The 18,458-nt window shown below is 63.1% G+C and carries 14 protein-coding genes; 7 read left to right on the top strand and 7 right to left on the bottom strand.

Translation table 11 applies throughout. The features are described 5' to 3' along the window. The first annotated feature begins 33 nt into the window (after positions 1 to 33). The 4 genes from ACF8EF_RS09985 (at position 34) to ACF8EF_RS10000 (ending at position 6,355) form a co-directional block, all read left to right on the top strand. Positions 34 to 390, top strand: coding sequence for a 4a-hydroxytetrahydrobiopterin dehydratase (locus tag ACF8EF_RS09985; protein ID WP_003254532.1), 357 nt, complete (start codon positions 34 to 36; stop codon positions 388 to 390). A 186-nt stretch (positions 391 to 576) separates the two neighbouring features. Further along, positions 577 to 705, top strand: coding sequence for a hypothetical protein (locus ACF8EF_RS09990; RefSeq protein WP_003254533.1), 129 nt, complete (start codon positions 577 to 579; stop codon positions 703 to 705). 157 nt (positions 706 to 862) lie between these two features. Continuing rightward, the gene (locus ACF8EF_RS09995; protein ID WP_392460953.1) at positions 863 to 5,062 is read left to right on the top strand and encodes a deaminase domain-containing protein; all 4,200 of its coding nucleotides are present in this window, start codon (positions 863 to 865) and stop codon (positions 5,060 to 5,062) included. Between the two features lie 90 nt (positions 5,063 to 5,152). Next, the gene (locus tag ACF8EF_RS10000) at positions 5,153 to 6,355 is read left to right on the top strand and encodes an MFS transporter (protein WP_176685222.1); all 1,203 of its coding nucleotides are present in this window, start codon (positions 5,153 to 5,155) and stop codon (positions 6,353 to 6,355) included. Positions 6,356 to 6,495: 140 nt separating this feature from the next. Here ACF8EF_RS10000 and ACF8EF_RS10005 read toward each other — a convergent pair whose 3' ends face one another. After that, a complete protein-coding gene (locus tag ACF8EF_RS10005; RefSeq protein ID WP_392460954.1) occupies positions 6,496 to 9,516 on the bottom strand; it encodes an FAD-binding and (Fe-S)-binding domain-containing protein in 3,021 nt (1,006 codons plus the stop codon). Between the two features lie 152 nt (positions 9,517 to 9,668). Between ACF8EF_RS10005 and ACF8EF_RS10010 the strand changes: the two genes are divergently transcribed. Further along, positions 9,669 to 10,553, top strand: coding sequence for a LysR substrate-binding domain-containing protein (locus ACF8EF_RS10010; protein ID WP_176685220.1), 885 nt, complete (start codon positions 9,669 to 9,671; stop codon positions 10,551 to 10,553). 271 nt (positions 10,554 to 10,824) lie between these two features. Here the strand turns inward: ACF8EF_RS10010 and ACF8EF_RS10015 are convergent, their stop codons facing one another. From ACF8EF_RS10015 to ACF8EF_RS10040, 6 genes are all read right to left on the bottom strand, one after another. Next, positions 10,825 to 12,243, bottom strand: a complete 1,419-nt coding sequence (locus ACF8EF_RS10015; RefSeq protein WP_176685219.1) for an amino acid permease — start codon at positions 12,241 to 12,243, stop codon at positions 10,825 to 10,827. Between the two features lie 639 nt (positions 12,244 to 12,882). Next, positions 12,883 to 13,950 (bottom strand): 23S rRNA pseudouridine(2605) synthase RluB, encoded by a 1,068-nt coding sequence (gene rluB / locus ACF8EF_RS10020; protein ID WP_176685218.1) that lies wholly within the window; start codon positions 13,948 to 13,950, stop codon positions 12,883 to 12,885. A 263-nt stretch (positions 13,951 to 14,213) separates the two neighbouring features. Next, on the bottom strand, positions 14,214 to 14,981 hold the full coding sequence (gene scpB, locus ACF8EF_RS10025; RefSeq protein ID WP_392460956.1) for an SMC-Scp complex subunit ScpB: 768 nt from the start codon (positions 14,979 to 14,981) through the stop codon (positions 14,214 to 14,216). Next, positions 14,968 to 15,708 (bottom strand): ScpA family protein, encoded by a 741-nt coding sequence (locus ACF8EF_RS10030; RefSeq protein ID WP_162149596.1) that lies wholly within the window; start codon positions 15,706 to 15,708, stop codon positions 14,968 to 14,970. The genes scpB and ACF8EF_RS10030 overlap by 14 nt, the downstream gene beginning before the upstream one ends. 110 nt (positions 15,709 to 15,818) lie before the next feature. Next, entirely contained in the window at positions 15,819 to 16,448 is a 630-nt protein-coding gene (locus ACF8EF_RS10035) for an L-threonylcarbamoyladenylate synthase (protein WP_103444853.1), read from the bottom strand. Positions 16,449 to 16,461: 13 nt separating this feature from the next. Then, entirely contained in the window at positions 16,462 to 17,322 is an 861-nt protein-coding gene (locus ACF8EF_RS10040; protein ID WP_176685216.1) for a PHP domain-containing protein, read from the bottom strand. 67 nt (positions 17,323 to 17,389) lie between these two features. On the opposite strand from ACF8EF_RS10040, the gene ACF8EF_RS10045 reads away from it, so the two are divergent. After that, a complete protein-coding gene (locus tag ACF8EF_RS10045; RefSeq protein WP_392460958.1) occupies positions 17,390 to 17,983 on the top strand; it encodes a septation protein A in 594 nt (197 codons plus the stop codon). Between the two features lies 1 nt (position 17,984). Beyond that, complete coding sequence (locus ACF8EF_RS10050; protein WP_003254549.1) at positions 17,985 to 18,284, top strand: YciI family protein; 300 nt, start codon at positions 17,985 to 17,987, stop codon at positions 18,282 to 18,284. Positions 18,285 to 18,458: the final 174 nt, after the last annotated feature.

Genomic DNA, 18,458 nt, shown 5'->3' on the forward strand with positions numbered 1-18,458 from the left:
TTGCCGATAACAACTCGAACCGGAAAACACCTCATGAATGCCTTGAACCAAGCCCATTGCGAAGCCTGCCGCGCCGATGCACCGAAAGTCACCGACGAAGAGCTGGCCGAGCTGATCCGCGAAATCCCGGACTGGAACATCGAAGTACGTGACGGCCACATGGAGCTGGAGCGCGTGTTCCTGTTCAAGAACTTCAAGCACGCCCTGGCGTTCACCAATGCCGTGGGCGAGATCGCCGAGGCCGAAGGCCACCACCCGGGGCTGCTTACTGAATGGGGCAAGGTCACCGTGACCTGGTGGAGCCACTCGATCAAAGGCCTGCACCGCAACGACTTCATCATGTGCGCACGCACTGACAAGGTGGCGGAAACGGCTGAAGGCCGAAAGTAATCACCAGAAAGGGGCCAGCGGCCCCTTTTTTCATGGGGCATATGTGCGTTGTTCGCCCGCAAAACCGACAAACGACCAGGAAAAAAACCAAACTGTCATCCAGACTTGTGTATCCTGCCCCAGCTTTTTGAAGCTCCAAACGCGCCTGGCGCAGACTTTTCACTCACACTTGCGAGGAACGACGAGATGCATGAAATCCCGAATCTTCCCTTCCCAAGCCTGAACCCAGAAGAGCCATCCGTGACCGTTCACGCCGAACCGGCAGCTGCCGCCGAGCAGGATGGTGACGATCAATCCAGCGCTGACCAGGAATAACTGCGCATCCCCGGCTGTGTGAAAACGGCTGACCTGCGGGCTACCCCCGTCATCACGTTTTCACACCGTCTAAAATCAACGTTGTAACAACCCACTACCCCCTACCCCGCCCCTACCCTACACAGACTCGTGCCTCCAACCGCAAAGAGGCAGAGCCATGTCATCCATTACTGACGCCGCCGACCTACTCACCCGGATAAACACCCTGGACGCCGAAAACGTGCGCCTGCACAGCGACCTGTCCGGCCCAATGGACCTGGCCACATCACTGCGCGAACATTTCAACCAGGCACTGGGCTTCACAGACCTGTTCCCCGTCGACCTGAGCGATCATGACCTGCGCCAGCAGCTGGCCGAAGCTTTCGCCCGTGAACCAGCGCATGAGCACTTCAACCGCATGCTGCGACGGCCCGCCGGCAGCAAAGTGCAGGCGAACCTGGTGGCGACCTTGCAGGCAAAACTGGCCCATATCGTGATCACGGCAACCGATGCCTCACTGATCGCCGAGTTGAGCGAAGGCCTGCCCTATCCATGGCCCTACGCCAGTTGCAGCCTTGCCCAGGCACTCTGGGCCCGCCGGGTGTGCCTGACCCAACGTGACTGCTTCGTAGCGGCCGCCTTGCTGCTCTACCCCAGTTTGCCAACTACCCCCCTGCCCCCACGATCGCCTTCCCGTCCACTGATGCTGGACAACTACCTGGACCTCCCCACGCTGGCCAGACACCTGCTGAAGCCTCCAGCCGGCGTTCACCTTGCCGTACACCTGTTCAACGCTCTCGGTGCCACCGTCTATGCACAAGGCAGGCGTTACCGCCCGCCCACTGCCCGCGAACGGGAGGCTGGCGTAACCCCTGATCAAAATGGAAAGGTGTTTTTCCCAGGCCCGGCATTGAATGCGCCAGCAGCTCAAGCGCTCGACGCCCTGTTGCATTCATCCATGTTCACCCGATGGGCCGGCGAACTGGCCGCCTCGGCAGAATGGGACGCCAGCTCCGATCACTTGGCCTTGGCCGAACAAACCTTGATCGATGTGTTGTACCCACCCGATGACCGCCAGCCGGGGCTGATCATGGCTTTCGATCTGTTCAGCCCCGGCAATGCCACGCTCCCCGTGGAGGAGATCCGCCTCGACCTGATCAACAGCGTGCAAATCCGCCTCGCCTGCACCCCGGCGATTGCGCAACTGGCCGGTGAACTGTTGATGCGCCGCTTCGCCCCCGAACTACTGCTCAGTGGCTACCCGGCCGATTTCAGCCTTGAGCCCGACCTGCGCTGGGCCAGCATCCGCCAGGGGGCCCTGATACTCAGCGCCCGCCAGCAACCGATGACCTTCGACAATGCAGAACAGGTCACGCGCCAGGCCCTGCAAGAGGATGACCCTGTTCCCGACGAAGCACTGCGCCAGACGCTGGCCGTGTGGGCACCCTTGCGCGGATCATTCGAACTCCCCCCGCCCTGGTCGCACCAGCAATGGCAATTGGCGTTGCACCGCTACCTGGCGGTCAGGGACGTTGAAAGCCTCAACGATCTCCCCGACCGCTTCGAGGAGGCGCGTCGTCAGTTGCTCCAGAGCCGGATAGCGCCAGAGTCGCGTAATGCTGACGGCCAAGAGCACCTGCTGATGTACCTCGACCATGGCGCAGGCTACCGAAACAACCCCCGCTTACCGAACGTGACCGCCTGGTATGAAGTGGCCTTCGGCGCTTGGGAACAGCGTGCCATCATCCTCTATCAAGGTATCCTGCACCGCTGTTTTAACCACCTGCCGGAAGACATCAAGGACCGCCTGCGTGACGGCCCCTGGACCGCCTACGCCGTTACCTGGCCGGTCTACGTGGGCCCCCATAACCGACCTGAGTACGGCTCCAGCCCCAGAGCGGACTGGCACATGCAGACGGCCACCCAGGGTTTCGTCGTACATGCCCCTGGCACCGAGGGCGATTGGCTTTACGAGCTGTTCCCCGAACGGCTGCACTGGCAAGCGCACTTCATTGCCCGCACAGCGCCGACACGCCTGGCCGAGCAATTGACGCTGGTCTACAGCGAATACAACCAATCGCAACTGCCGTGGCTTGCTGCCGACTTCCCCGCCTTGCGACAAGTGCTCAGCGCCCCTTCGCAAGATCGCCTCGACTCACTGGCCAGGCATTACGCCAGCGATATCGCCTTGGGCAATCGGGATGCCTTGCATGCACTGGGCAAAGGCGCTACCCCGCACGAACAATTCCTGGCCAGGCGCCAGTCCGTGAGCACTGGGCGCTACTTGCAACGGTTGTTTTCCAACCTGATACCAGGCTTGAGTTGCCTGAACCCAGAGGATGGCAGCGATGCACTGGCTTGCGTCCTGGACATCGCCGCGCTGAAAGGCGCGGCAGTCACGCTCGGTGGACGGGCCTTCAAACCATTGGCCAAGCTTCCCGGCGTACTGGGCCAAAGTGCCAGCATCGCACGCCTGAACGCCGCACGTGCCGCCCGACGCTGGAGCAGCATCCCCGTCACGCCAGACTTCAGCGAGCGCATTACCCCGCCCAAGCGCTGGCGCAGCGCGCCCGAACTGACAACGGTCGTTCCCGAATCCCGGGAGCTCATGGTGCAGCGAAGGGTACTGCCGGGCCAAACGCCCGATGCCCTGCTACTTGACCAGGTACCCGACAGCCATGGTCCGTTGCCACGGGAGCTGCCTGGGACCGCCACGCTCATACCCCGCGACAATGCCACGGTCGATGCAATCATTCACGGCGCCGCCTATCGCCTGCAAACGCCGAACACCTCGGGGCTGGTCCGTCGGGTTGCCCATGAGCCGCTACTCGGCCAGCCGCCCACCGTGGTGCCGCCGCCCTACCCCGGCGGCGAAGCGCAAATGGCCCTGAGCTTCTCGCCCTTGCCCAATGACGCGGGCACACCCGTGTTCGGACAACACGTCAGTCACGCCTTCCAAACCGTGCGGATCGAGCCGGTACCGATTCGTTACCGCCCGCAGCACACACGCTTCGACATCTGGGCGCAGGTCATGGTGCGCGAGGGCAAGGTCGTCGTGCACGCCCCTAATCACCCCAGGCAATTGAAAGCCTTGCCCGTCGGAGAAACCCAGTTACGCCTTGGCATCATCTCGCCGCCCGTGTACCACAGGCGCATCGTGGTCGACCCATCGCCTGAACTACGCTTTGGCTTGCCTGCGGACATGCCGATCGAGCAAGTCAGGCAGATTACCGAGCACTGCCCTCCCGTGCGCCTGGGCGGGCTGGCGCGGACCATTCCCGACCGCCGTACCCTGCGCGGCGCATTGATCGACTGGCGCGGTGAGCAGTGGTTGATCGTCGAGGCCGATCTGGGGGTATTTTATGGCGCCCCCCATCAGCCCTGGGCGTGGCAGACAAAGCTGCTGGATGCCCCGGCACTGCCAGCTTCGCTGCCACATCCACCCAGAGGGCTGCGTCGCAAGTTCGAGAGAATCACCGACCACGAGGCCATCGAGCGGTACCTGGAAATCAGCGAAACCTACCGCATCGTCGCCGAGCGCCCCAACCTGCAGCGCGATGTCGATAACGTGACCAGATTGCTGCGCGACTGGATAGAACAAGGGCGAACATGGCAGCTCCGCCACCCCTCGCGATTCCTGCAGTTCATCGAAGCCATGGAGTCGCGCCTGCTCCCGGATTACGCGCGCAACATCCTCACGCAGAGCACGGCCCAGGACGCTTTGGCGGGCCCCGCCAGTCGCGGCATCGTAGCGTTGAACCGGGAGATAATCCCGATCTGGAGGCAGTTCCACAGCACCAGCGCCGCAGACCGCCAACACATCCTTGGCGTACTGGACGATCTGCTACCTGCGCGCGGCGCCACTACCCCTTACACACCGGCAGCAGGTGCGCAGTCGCTCGACGACAACGCGATGGCCGCCCTGCGTCAGCACCTCTACCCAGTCAACCTGGCCTTTGCCAGCGTCACGCTGAAGGACCATAGCCGCGTGGTGTTCTTCGCCCTGTCAGGCAGCCCTGGCCGACGCGCATTGCATATCATCCCGACGCCCCGCCTCACACCGGCTGTGGACTATGTCGATGCACGTCAGGTTAACCAGTTTTTCCCGCCAGACCCGCGGTTTACCGAGCTGCCCACCCTGCGGCGCGCAGATTTCCTGTGGACACGCGTCCATAAGCGACATCTCGATGCCGAACGGCACATCGCCAGCGCGCTGAACCGCAGGCTGCTTCACCGCCACACGGAGGTCGAGCGTATCGAAGTCTTCACACTGCTCGACTCTTGTCGCTCCTGTGGTGGCTTCGTCCTGCCGCGCTTGCGGCTGGATTACCCGCAAGCCGAGTTCAGTGTGACCTGGATGCTCGAATACACCAACTGACTACAGGCTGACAGCTTCGCCCGCAAACACCCTTGCTGTGGTTAAGATGGCGGCACACACCGCCATCCTTACCGCAGCAACGGATCCCCAATGCCAGTTCGCAGCCCCACGTCCCTTGCCGTCACTGGGCAAGTCGTCTCCATCGTCCTGTTCACCTTCATCGGCTACCTGAACATCGGCATCCCACTGGCCGTGTTGCCCGGCTATGTGCACAACGACCTGGGGTTCAGTGCCGTGGTCGCCGGCCTGGTGATCAGCGTGCAGTACCTCGCGACACTGCTCAGCCGCCCTGGCGCCAGCCGCATCATCGATAACCACGGCAGCAAGAAGGCGGTCATGTATGGCCTGGCCGGCTGCGGGCTCAGCGGGGTATTCATGCTGGCCTGCGCCTTCCTCACCCACCTGCCTTGGCTGAGCCTGACCTGCCTGCTGGTCGGCCGCCTGGTGCTGGGTAGCGCCGAAAGCCTGGTTGGCTCTGGCGCGATCGGCTGGGGCATTGGCCGGGTGGGTGCCGCGAACACGGCCAAGGTCATCTCCTGGAACGGCATCGCCAGCTATGGTGCGCTGGCCATCGGCGCCCCGCTGGGCGTGCTGATGGTCAAGGGCCTCGGGCTGTGGAGCATGGGTGTGAGCATCATCCTGCTGTGCGTACTCGGTATGCTGCTGGCCTGGCCCAAGCAAGCCGCCCCCATCGTCAGCGGTGTACGCCTGCCGTTCCTGCGGGTGCTGGGCAAGGTATTCCCGCATGGCTCGGGGCTTGCCCTGGGCTCGATCGGCTTTGGCACCATCGCCACCTTCATCACCCTGTACTACGCAAGCCGTGGCTGGGCCAATGCGGCGCTGACCCTGAGCCTGTTCGGCGCCAGTTTCATCAGCGCACGGCTGCTCTTTGGTAACCTGATCAACCGCATCGGTGGTTTCAGGGTGGCGATCGCCTGCCTGTCGGTGGAAACGCTCGGGCTGTTGATGCTGTGGCTGGCACCCAACGCCGAACTGGCCTTGGCGGGGGCTGCACTGAGCGGGTTTGGTTTCTCCCTGGTGTTTCCGGCATTGGGCGTGGAGGCAGTGAACCAAGTGTCGGCAGCTAACCGCGGGGCGGCGGTGGGGGCTTATTCGCTGTTCATCGACTTGTCACTGGGGGTGACCGGGCCATTGGTCGGTGCGGTGGCGGCGGGGTTCGGCTTTGCTTCGATGTTTCTGTTCGCGGCGGCGGCGGCAGCGTGCGGATTGGTGTTGAGCTTCTATTTGTACCGCCAGGCGCGCCGTGGCAGGGACCGTACAACAGAAGCCTGAAAGCGCTATTGCCGGCGCCGGCCTCTTCGCGGGTAACCCCGCCCCTGCAGGGTTGACGCGCCAGCCTGGCGTGCACGATCCCCCGTAGGAGCGGGTTCACCCGCGAAGGGCTGCAAAGCAGCCCCCAAAGGCCCAGAACCTTAGCGCTGAGCGTACTGCAACACCACCTCAAGCGGGTGACGCATCTTTCGCTCGGTCATGCGCTTGACCTGGCTACGGCACGAATAACCGGTCGCCAGCGGCTCCCCTTCCTTGTCCAGCTTGGTCGCCCAGCTCTGCTCGAATATGACCCGAGACGTTTCCTGGTTGCGGGCTTCGTGCCCATAGGTACCGGACATACCGCAGCAACCCGTGGCCTCGGTCACCAGCTTCAGCCCCAGACGGGCGAACACCTGCTCCCACTGCCGGGTGCTGGCCGGCACGTTGGTCTTCTCGGTGCAGTGCGCCATCAGGCGGAAACTGCCCGGTGCGGTCGGCGCCTGCTCGGGCAGCACATCCATCAGCCATTCCTGCGGCAGCAGCACCTTCGGGCAACCCTCCAGGCCTGGCACTTTCTGATACTCCTGGCGATACACCAGCGTCATCGCCGGGTCCAGCCCCACCAGCGGCACACCGCAATCGGCCAGGGCCTTGAGCTGCGTGGCGTTGCGGATCGCCGCCTTGGCGAACGCACCAAGGAAACCCTGTACGTGCAACGGCTTGCCGTTGGCGCTGTACGGTGCCAGGAATACCCGGTGGCCCAGGCGGTGGGCCAGGTCGATGAAGGCCGACAGCAGCGGCGTTTCGAAGTAGCGGGTGAAGGCGTCCTGCACCAGCACGATGCTGCGCTCGCGCTGGGCCGGGGTCAGCTCGCGCAGGGCCGGCACCGAGGCCACGCCGACGCGGCAACGGGTCAGGGTAGCCTGGAAGTTGAAGCGGCTGATCAGCGGGCTGTCGACCATGCCCACCTTGTCGGCCAGCAGCTGGCTCACCCACTTCGAGCCCATCACTGCGTTGTACAGCCCCGGCGCGTGCGCCAGGTAGGGGATGGTGAACTCGAGCGAGCCGATCAGGTAGTCACGCAGCGGGCGCTGGTAGCGACCGTGGTACAGCTCGAGGAAGCGCGAGCGGAAGTCCGGCACATTGACCTTGATCGGGCACTGCCCGGCGCACGACTTGCACGCCAGGCAGCCGGCCATGGCGTCATACACTTCATGGGAGAAGTCTTCCTGGCCCTGTTTGCGCGCGCGGTTGTTGCGCAGACGCGCCGGCAGGCCCTTGAGCCAGGACACCTTGTTGCGCGCCGCAGCCAGCACATCGATGTTCGCCTCGCCCTGCAGGCGCAGCCACTCGCGCATCAGCGAGGCGCGGCCCTTGGGCGAATGCTGGCGTTCGCGGGTAACCTTCCACGACGGGCACATGGCGTCGTTGGGGTCATAGTTGTAACAGGCGCCATTGCCGTTGCAGTGCACGGCGCTGGGGAAGTCCTGCCATACGCGCTCGTCAATGGTACGGTCAAGGTCGCCGCGCAGGGTCACGCCATCGACCGGGGTCAGGCCCTCGGCGCTGCCCGGCGGTGTGCAGATCTTGCCCGGGTTGAGCTGGTTGTGCGGGTCAAAGGCGCCCTTCAGGCGCTGCAATGCCGGGTACAGCTCGCCGAAGTACTCGGGCACGTATTCCGAGCGCAGGCCCTTACCGTGCTCACCCCACAACAGGCCGCCATAACGCTTGGTCAGCGCGGCAACGGCGTCGGAGATCGGCTTGACCAGCGCAGCCTGCGCCGGGTCTTTCATGTCCAGTGCCGGGCGCACGTGCAGCACGCCGGCATCGACGTGGCCAAACATGCCGTAGGCCAGGCCGTAGCCATCGAGCAGTGCGCGGAAATCGGCGATGTAGTCGGCCAACTGCTCTGGCGGCACTGCGGTGTCTTCCACGAACGGCTGCGGGCGCACTTCGCCTTCGACGTTGCCCAGCAGGCCCACCGAACGCTTGCGCATGGTATAGACGCGGGTGACTGCCTCGGCGCCTTCGGCCAAGGTGTGGCCCAGGCGTTCGACGCTGGTGTCGCTTTGCAGGTGCTGGATGAACGCCTGCACCTTGGCGTTGACCTCGGCCGGTTCGTCGCCGCAGAACTCCACCAGGTTGATGCCCAGCGTGGGGCGCTCGGGGTCCGCCGGGAAGTACTCGGCAACGCTGTGCCAGACGATGTCTTTCATCGCCAGCATCAGCACCTTGGAGTCGACCGTCTCGATCGACAGCGGCTTGTGCGCCATCAGCGCGTTGGCATCACGCAGCGCATCCATGAAGCTGGTGTAGCGCACATTGACCAGCACCGCATACTTGGGAATCGGCAGCACGTTGAGCTTGGCTTCGACCACATACCCCAGCGAGCCCTCGGCGCCGCACAACACGCTGTTGAGGTTGAAGCGGCCCTGCTCGTCGCGCAGGTGCGCCAGGTCGTAGCCGGTCAGGCAACGGTTGAGCTTGGGGAAGGTGGTTTCAATCAGTTCGGCCTGGGTTTCCTGAATTTCCCGGGCCATGCGGTACACCTCGCCGACCCGGCCCGGCGCGGCGCAGGCCTGTTCCAGCGTAGCATCGTCGATCGGCAGGCTATGCAGGCGCTCGCCACCGAGCAGCACGCTGTGCAGCTCCAGCACGTGGTCGCGGGTTTTACCGTAGGTGCAGCTGCCCTGGCCACTGGCATCCGTGTTGATCATGCCGCCGACCGTGGCGCGGTTGGAGGTGGACAGCTCAGGGGCGAAGAACAGCCCGTGCGGCTTGAGCGCAGCATTGAGCTGGTCCTTGACCGTACCGGCCTGTACCCGCACCCAGCGCTCTTCCACGTTGATTTCGAGAATGTTGTTCATGTGTCGCGACAGGTCGACGACGATACCGTCGGTCAGCGACTGGCCGTTGGTGCCGGTGCCACCACCGCGCGGGGTCAGCTTGACCTGCTGGAAGCGCGGCTCGCCCATCAGCGTGGCGACCCGCGCCACATCGTCGGCATCCAGCGGGAACACCGCCGCCTGCGGCAAACGCTGGTAGATCGAGTTGTCGGTGGCCAGTACCGTGCGGGTTGCGTAGTCGGCACTGATCTGGCCACGGAAGCCGCTGTTGCGCAGGGCTTCGAGGAATTCGGGGTAATTGGCGCTCGGTGCAACGGTGGACAGCTGGGCGATCATCGAAGGATGGCCTCTTGATATTGGCTAGATCACGGGATACCTGTCGCCCCGGCATGGATTCAGCCATGCCGGGATGACGTATAGGCCAATGTTCCTGTAGTTTCGCGTCAGGGGCAAACGGATAATCCTGCCGCTATCAATGACTTTTATGAATGAATTACCGCCACCTGACCCCATCCATGTCACTGCTGCTGGCTTTCGAGGCCGCCGCCCGGCATGAAAGCTACACCCGCGCCGCCGCCGAACTGTCGCTGACCCAAAGCGCGGTCAGCCGCCAGGTACAGGCCCTGGAGCAGCAGTTGGGCCTGACCCTGTTCCGTCGCGAGGGGCGCCAGGTGCAGCTGACCGATGTCGGCCGCCTGTACCAGCGCGAACTCAGCGAGGCACTGGGGCGCATCCGCAGCGCCACTTTGCAGGCACTGGCCTATCAATCGGGGGTGGGCACCTTGCGCCTGGCTACCCTGCCAACATTCGGCTCGAAATGGCTGTTGCCGAGGCTGCATGCGTTCTACAGCGCTCACCCGGGCATGCTGGTGCATATTCATTCACGCATTGAAACCATCAACTTCGACACCAGCGAAATCGATGCCGCCATCGGCGTGGCCAGCCACGACTTGCCGGGGCTTGTCTGCCATCGCCTGCATGCCGAGGAACTGGTGGTGATCTTGCCGCCGGAAGCCGGTGCCGACAGCCAGGGCTGGAGCCCGGCCAGGATCAGCGAAGAGGTGCTGCTGAATGTGGCCAACAACCCGCATGCGTGGGGCGAGTGGTTTACCCATCATGGCCTGCCGCATCGGGCGATGCGGTTGGGGCCTAGCTTCGAGCTGACCTCGCACCTGATCCAGGCGGTACGTGCCGGGATCGGAATCGGGCTGGTACCGCGCATATTGGTGGAGGAGGAATTGGCCAAGGGAGAGCTGTACAGCCCGGGCGTAGCGTTTGCCAGCCAGCGCAGTTATTACCTGATCTACCCGCCGAGGAATGAGGCGCTGCCATCGTTGCGGGCATTCAGAGGGTGGTTGCTGGAGCAGATCTGATTTTTGGCGGGGTCACCTGACCTGAGGACAACGCTGTTGGAGCGGGTTCACCCGCGAAAGGGCCGGGCCTGCTGGCCAATCTCCACCCGCCGCTCACCGTTGCCGCCGCTACCGTATTCGCGGGTAAACCCGCTCCTACAAGGGTTACGCAAGCCTCAGGCATACCAGGTCGTCGTAGGAGCGGGTTCACCCGCGAACAGGCCCGCACAGGCAACAAAAAACCCGAAGCCAGTCACCTGACTCCGGGTTTTCGCCTACCACTTATGGCGCCTTACTTGGCGACAGTCTCAACAGCACCGCCCGCATTGACCCGGCGACGAGACTTGAAGATGTACACCACGAACATCGCAAGCAGCCACACCGGGATCGCATACACCGACACCTGGATGCCCGGGATCATCAGCATGATGCCCAGAATCAGCACCACGAAGGCCAGCACCACATAGTTGCCGTACGGGTACCAGAGCGCCTTGAACAGCGGCTTCTGGCCGGTACGGTCGAGGTGCTGACGGAACTTCAGGTGCGAGTAGCTGATCATCGCCCAGTTGATCACCAGGGTGGCCACAACCAGCGACATCAGCAGTTCCAGCGCGTTTTGCGGCATCAGGTAGTTCAGCAGCACGGCGACGAAGGTCACGGCTGCCGACACCAGGATCGAACGCACTGGCACGCCACGCTTGTCGACCTTGGCCAGCGACGCCGGGGCATCGCCCTGCTCGGCCATACCCAGCAGCATGCGGGCGTTGCAGTAGGTGCCGCTGTTGTACACCGATAGCGCCGCAGTCAGCACCACGAAGTTCAGCAGGTTGGCAGCCACGTCACTGCCCAGCAGCGAGAACACTTGCACGAACGGGCTGCTGCCATAGCTGCCGCCCGAGGCGTCGATGCTGGCGACCAGGGTGTCCCACGGGGTCAGCGACAGCAGCACCACCAGGGCACCGACGTAGAAGATCAGGATGCGGTAGATGACCTGGTTGATCGCTTTGGGGATCACAGTCTTTGGCTTGTCCGCCTCGGCGGCGGTGAAGCCAAGCATTTCCAGGCCACCAAAGGAAAACATGATGAAAGCCAAGGCCATTACCAGCCCGCTGACGCCATTGGGGAAGAAGCCGCCGTGTGACCACAGGTTGGCCACGGTGGCTTCAGGGCCGCCGCTGCCGCTGGTCAGCAGGTAGGCACCCAGGCCGATCATGCTGACGATGGCGACCACTTTGATGATGGCGAACCAGAATTCGGCTTCACCGAAGAACTTCACGTTCATCAGGTTGATGGCGTTGATCAGCACGAAGAAGGCTGCCGCCGTGACCCAGGTGGGGATCTCCGGCCACCAGTAGTGGACATACTTGCCGACCGCCGAAAGCTCCGACATACCCACCAGGATATACAGCACCCAGCAGTTCCAACCCGACAGGAAGCCGGCGAAACCACCCCAGTAGCTGTGGGCGAAATGGCTGAACGAGCCGGCCACCGGCTCTTCGACGATCATTTCACCCAGCTGGCGCATGATCATGAAGGCGATGAAGCCGCAGATGGCGTAGCCAAGGATCATCGACGGGCCGGCGGATTTCATCACGCCTGCCGAGCCGAGGAACAGGCCGGTACCAATCGCACCGCCGAGGGCGATCAACTGGATATGGCGGTTCTTCAGGCCCCGCTTTAGCTCGCCTGAATGCATGTTTTGTCCACTCATGAACGAAGTCACCTGCATTGTTTTTATCTGTGACGGAATCGGACCCACCGCGCTCGTGGCGCAGCGGAATGGGCAAGGTGGTTACCTTGGGTTTCTTGACCTCAGGTGCCGCCGGAGCGGGTCAACCAGGCGTGATCAAGAGTGCGCGGTACGCAAGAGAGTCACAGGTAAAACGCGGCGCACTGTATACCCCTGCAAACGCGCAGGCGTCAACGCGTTGCATCGTTTCCTCGGGAAAAAACGCAGCGTTCCTGTGGTACAGGCCTTCAAAGGCGGAGTGATCGGCGTACATGGCGCCTCCATTTGTTGTTTTGTCAGCCCGGCTCGGTGGGCGGGCTCCTGCACAAGGCAATGGCGGCTATAACACCGTGAGGACGGGGGTTTGGGCAAGGGTGGCTGGCGCCATGGCGACGGCTTTGGTGCATGAACGCCGGCAAGGTTTGTTTACACGATCGGGCTTGATCTGAAATGCGGACTGAAAACGGCCATATTTGTACAAATTTCTTTACATGACGGTTCAAGAACTTGCCAGTCGTCCGGAAAATTCTTTTTGTTCAATATCTTGGGCCGCTTGGCCGGATTCTCGCAGGCATAAAAAACCAGCCCGAAGGCTGGTTCCTTGATTGTCACACTGGCTTATCAGCCACGCGGCTTGCCGCGGCCACGGCCTGCTGGCTTGTCACCATCAGCCTTGCCTGGACGCTTGCGCATCTCGCTCGGGCGCTCAGCCACCGTGCTGCCACGGTTGGTTTTACGTGGAGCTTCTTCACGCGGCTGACGCGCCGGACGTTCGCCAGTGGCGGCACCTTCGTGTGCCGGGCGCAGGTTGCGCACGCGCTCGCCACGGCCCAGCGGGCGGGTCGACTTGCGCTGCAGGCGCTCCATCTTGTCCTTGGCCTTGAGCTTCATGGCTGGCAGCGCGACCGGCTGCAGGCCGACTTCGGCGGCGAGGATGTCGATTTCGCCCTGGGTCATTTCGCGCCAGCGGCCCATCGGCAGGTCGGAATTGAGGAACACCGGGCCAAAACGCACACGCTTCAGGCGGCTGACTACCATGCCCTGGGATTCCCACAGGCGGCGCACCTCACGGTTACGTCCTTCCATCACCACGCAGTGGTACCAGTGGTTGAAGCCTTCGCCACCCGGGGCCTTCTGGATGTCGGTGAATTTGGCCGGGCCATCTTCCAGCATTACGCCGGCTTTCAGGCGCTCGATCATCTCGTCGTCGACTTCACCACGCACACGTACCGCGTACTCACGGTCCATCTCGTAGGACGGGTGCATCAGGCGGTTGGCCAGCTCACCGTCGGTGGTGAACAGCAGCAAGCCAGTGGTGTTGATGTCGAGGCGGCCGATGTTGATCCAGCGGCCTTCTTTCGGCCGTGGCAAACGGTCGAACACGGTCGGGCGGCCTTCCGGGTCGTCCCGAGTGCAGATTTCGCCGTCGGGCTTGTTGTACATGATCACCCGGCGGGTGGCCTCGGCGGCCTCCTCGCGCTTGATCAGCTTGCCGTCCACGGCAATGGCGTCGTGCAGGTCGACGCGCTGGCCAAGGGTGGCCTCGACGCCGTTGACCTTGATGCGACCCTGGCTGATCCAGGCCTCGACATCACGCCGCGAGCCCACGCCAATGCGCGCCAGCACTTTCTGCAGCTTTTCGCCGGATGGCGGGGTGATTTCGGTTTCTTTCAGGTCTTGCTCACTCATCTGGGCACCTCCCGGTGTAGGAATGAAAACAGGGTTCTGGCGACGAACGTGCCAAAAGGCCGCGCATCATACGCGGTTCATCAGGCGAACGCACTGGAGGGTAGAGGGTTTTGTTGGGCTGGGTATGATTTTCTGCCCAGTGGGCTTTGTGCTGGCCTCTTCGCGGGCAAGCCCGCCTACAGGTACACGCAACCTTCAGGAGCTGTGATCCCCCTGTGGGAGCGGGCTTGCCCGCGAAGAGGCCAGCGCAGGCAGCAGATCAATCAGGGTTGTGCCTTGTTCTCTTCCTCCACCGAAGGCTCAGGCTCTTCTCCCCGCAAATCATCAAAATCGGTTTTCAAACCGTCTTCCATGGCATCCAGCTCCACCAACAGGCTACGGAAGCTGGTCTCCTCTTTCGGCTCACCAACCTCCTCCTCCCCAAGGCTGGCATCCGCCAACGCCTGCAGGTGCGCAGGCACCGGCGCATCATCCGGGTCGAGTTGCGGCTCTGGTTCCATTTCGCGCAGCTCGGCCAATGCCGGCAGGTCCTCAAGGCTCTTGAGGTTGAAATGGTCGAGAAACGCCTTGGTGGTGGCGAACATCGCCGGCCGGCCGGGCACTTCGCGGTAGCCGACCACGCGAATCCACTCGCGCTCCATCATGGTCTTGATGATATTGCTGTTCACCGCAACGCCCCGCACGTCCTCGATTTCACCACGGGTGATCGGCTGGCGGTAGGCAATCAGGGCCAGCGTCTCAAGCAGCGCCCGCGAATAGCGCTGCGGGCGCTCTTCCCACAGGCGCCCGACCCAAGGGGCATACGCCTCGCGGATCTGCAGGCGATAGCCGCTGGCCACCTCCTTGAGCTCGAAGGCACGGCCATCGCACGACTTGCCCAGCAACTCCAGGGCCCGCCTGAACACCTTGGGCTCAGGGCGCTCGGCTTCCTCGAACAGCTCGTACAGGCGTTCCAGGGATTGCGGCTTGCCCGAAGCGAGCAAGAAGGCTTCGATCAGCGACGCCAGGTCGCGGGGTTCATTCAGGTTCATCGGGTTCTTCAACTGGCGCCGGGCGAAGCCGCACGTGAATGGCGGCGAAAGGTTCATTCTGCACAAGTTCGATCAGCGATTCCTTCACCAGTTCGAGAATGGCCATGAAGGTCACCACCACACCGAGCTTGCCCTCCTCGGCAGCAAACAGCGCGATGAACGGCACAAAGGCACCGCCCTTGAGGCGCTCCAGCACCTGGCTCATGCGCTCGCGGGTGGACAAGGTCTCACGGGTGATCTGATGGCTTTCGAACAGGTCGTTGCGGCGCATCACCTCGGCCATGGACACCAGCAGCTCTTCCAGGCTGACCTGAGGCAACAGCTTGCGTACCTTGGCCTGCGGCGCCTCCAGGCGCGGTACCACCACCTCGCGTCCGACCCGTGGCAGTTCGTCGATGCCCTCGGCGGCGGCCTTGAAACGCTCGTACTCCTGCAGGCGGCGGATCAGCTCGGCGCGTGGGTCACCCTCCTCCTCCTCGACGTCGGCGGAGCGCGGCAGCAGCATGCGCGACTTGATCTCGGCAAGCATGGCAGCCATCACCAGGTATTCGGCGGCCAGCTCAAGGCGCACGCTTTTCATCAGCTCTACATAGCCCATGTACTGCCGGGTGATCTCGGCGACAGGGATGTCGAGAATGTCAATGTTCTGCTTGCGGATCAGGTACAGCAAAAGGTCCAGCGGGCCTTCGAAAGCTTCGAGGATGACTTCAAGGGCGTCCGGCGGGATGTACAAGTCCAGCGGCAGCTCGGTCAGGGCTTCGCCATAGACCAGCGCCAACTGCAGTTGCCGAGGCTCCTCGACCCGTTCGGCCGGCGCCTCAGGCGCTTCCAGCTGGCTCACGCGTTGACCAGGAATGGCGTGGGGTCGCCACAACCTTCGCGGATCAGTTCCGGTTCGTCGCCGGAGAGGTCGATGATGGTCGACGCCTTGAGGTCGCCGAACCCGCCATCGATCACCAGGTCGACATGGTGCTCCAGCCGTTCACGGATCTCGTAAGGGTCGGTCATCGGCTCGCTGTCACCCGGCAGGATCAGGCTTACGCTCATCAGTGGCTCGCCCAACTCGGCCAGCAAGGCCAAGGTGATGGCGTGGTCCGGCACACGCAGCCCGATGGTGCGACGCTTATCGTGCAACAGCAGGCGCGGCACTTCACGCGTGCCGTTGAGAATGAAGGTGTAAGGCCCCGGCACATGCGCCTTCAGCAAGCGGAAGGTGCCGGTATCGACCTTGGCATACAACCCCAGTTGCGACATGTCGCAGCACATCAGGGTGAAGTTGTGCGACTTGTCCAGCCCGCGCAGGCGCCGCACCCGCTCGATTGCCGATTTGTCGCCTATCTGGCAACCCAGCGCATAGGCCGAATCCGTCGGATACACCACCACGCCCCCCTTGCGGATGATCTCGACGGCCTGTTTTATCAGGCGCGCCTGTGGGTTCTCCGGATGAATCTGGAAAAATTGGCTCACGTAGTCGTCCTGTTCATAGCGCCAAAGGCTGTTCATGGCTGAATCGACGCCACAAAGGTGGCAGATCCTCGGGCAAAGGCCGATAGGCACCGATCTCGCCCCAGGTGCCGGGGCCGTGGAAGTCACTGCCAGCGCTTGCCAGCAGGCCGAACTCACGGGCAAGGATGGACATGGTGCCCACTTGCTCGGCAGGCATCATCCCGTTGACCACTTCAAGCGCCTGCCCTCCTGCCTGAATATAGTCGGCAATCAGCCGCCTGCGCTTGCTGCGGGTCAGGTCGTAGTGCATGGGGTGCGCCAGGCTCACCCAGGCGTTGGACTGCCTCAGCGTGGCAACGGTTTCGTCGAGCGTCGGCCAGTGCTGCTTGACGTCGCCCAGCTTGCCGGCGCCCAGCCACTTGCGAAACGCTTCGCCACGGTCCTTGACGTGGCCGGCACGCACCAGATATTCGGCAAAATGCGGCCGCGCCGGGGCGTTGCCGCTGTCACCCAGTTCGTGTTGCACGGCGCGCGCGCCTTCAAGCGTGCCGGGCATGCCCTTGGCCGCCAGCCGTTTGTCGATTTCTTCGGCACGCAGCCAGCGGCCGCGGTGCAACGCTTGGATTGCCGCCAGCAACGGCGGTGCGTCGAGCGGGAAGTCATAGCCCAGCACATGGATGGTCGCGCCGCCCCACGTGCAAGACAGCTCCACCCCGCTAACCCAGTGCATCCCCAGGTCAGCGCAGGCCTGGCGCGCTTCGGCCAGGCCCTCGAGGGTGTCATGGTCGGTCAGCGCCAGTGCTTGCACCCCGTGTTCATGGGCCCGGGCAACCAGTACGGAAGGCGACAGGGCGCCGTCGGAGGCCGTGCTGTGACAGTGCAGATCAACATTCATGGAGGAGCGCTTTCGCTGGAATCGATGTTTGTTATTATGCCGTCACATCCCGATTCTGGCTGCCATTGTGAAACAATTCATCGATTTCATCCCGCTGCTGCTGTTCTTCATCGTCTACAAGCTCGACCCGCGCCCCATGGAAGTCGCCGGCCATCACTTCGAATTTGGCGGCATCTACAGCGCCACAGCCATGCTGATCATCAGCTCGCTGGTCGTGTACGGCGCTCTGTTCCTGCGTCAGCGCAAGCTGGAGAAAGGCCAGTGGCTGACGCTGATCGCCTGCCTGGTGTTCGGTGGCCTGACCCTGACCTTCCACAGCGAAACCTTCCTCAAATGGAAAGCGCCCGTCGTGAACTGGCTGTTTGCCCTGGGCTTTGCCGGCAGCCATCTCATCGGCGACCGGGTGCTGATCAAGCGCATCATGGGCCACGCCCTGACCCTGCCTGATGCCATCTGGACGCGCCTGAACCTGGCCTGGATCGCTTTCTTCCTGTTCTGCGGCGCGGCCAACCTGTTCGTCGCCTTCACCTTCCAGGACTTCTGGGTGGATTTCAAGGTGTTCGGCAGCCTGGGCATGACCGTGATTTTCCTGGTGGTGCAAGGCGTGTACCTGTCGCGCCACCTGCACGATGACCCTTCTACTTCCAAAACCAAGGATTGACATGCTCTACGCCATTATCGCCAGCGACGTCGCAAACTCCCTGGAAAAGCGCCTGGCTGCCCGCCCGGCGCACATCGAACGCCTGCAGCAGCTCAAGGCCGAAGGCCGCGTGGTGCTGGCGGGCCCGCACCCGGCCATCGACAGCAACGACCCGGGCGAAGCGGGTTTCAGCGGTAGCCTGATCGTTGCCGAATTCGAGTCGCTGGCAGCCGCGCAGACCTGGGCCGATGCCGACCCGTACATCGCTGCCGGCGTGTACGACAAGGTTGTGGTCAAGCCGTTCAAGCAAGTACTGCCTTGACCTGAGACGGCACGGCCCTCTTCGCTACAAGGTACCCACAAACCTTCGGACCTGTGCGATCGCCCGTAGGAGCGGGTTCACCCGCGAAGAGGCCGGGCCTGCTGGCCAATCCCCACCCACCGTTCACCGTTACCGCCGCTACCGTATTCGCGGGTAAACCCGCTCCTACACAGA

Origin of the sequence: Pseudomonas sp. zjy_15 (assembly GCF_043101865.1) — a bacterium.
Classification (GTDB): domain Bacteria; phylum Pseudomonadota; class Gammaproteobacteria; order Pseudomonadales; family Pseudomonadaceae; genus Aquipseudomonas; species Aquipseudomonas putida_Y.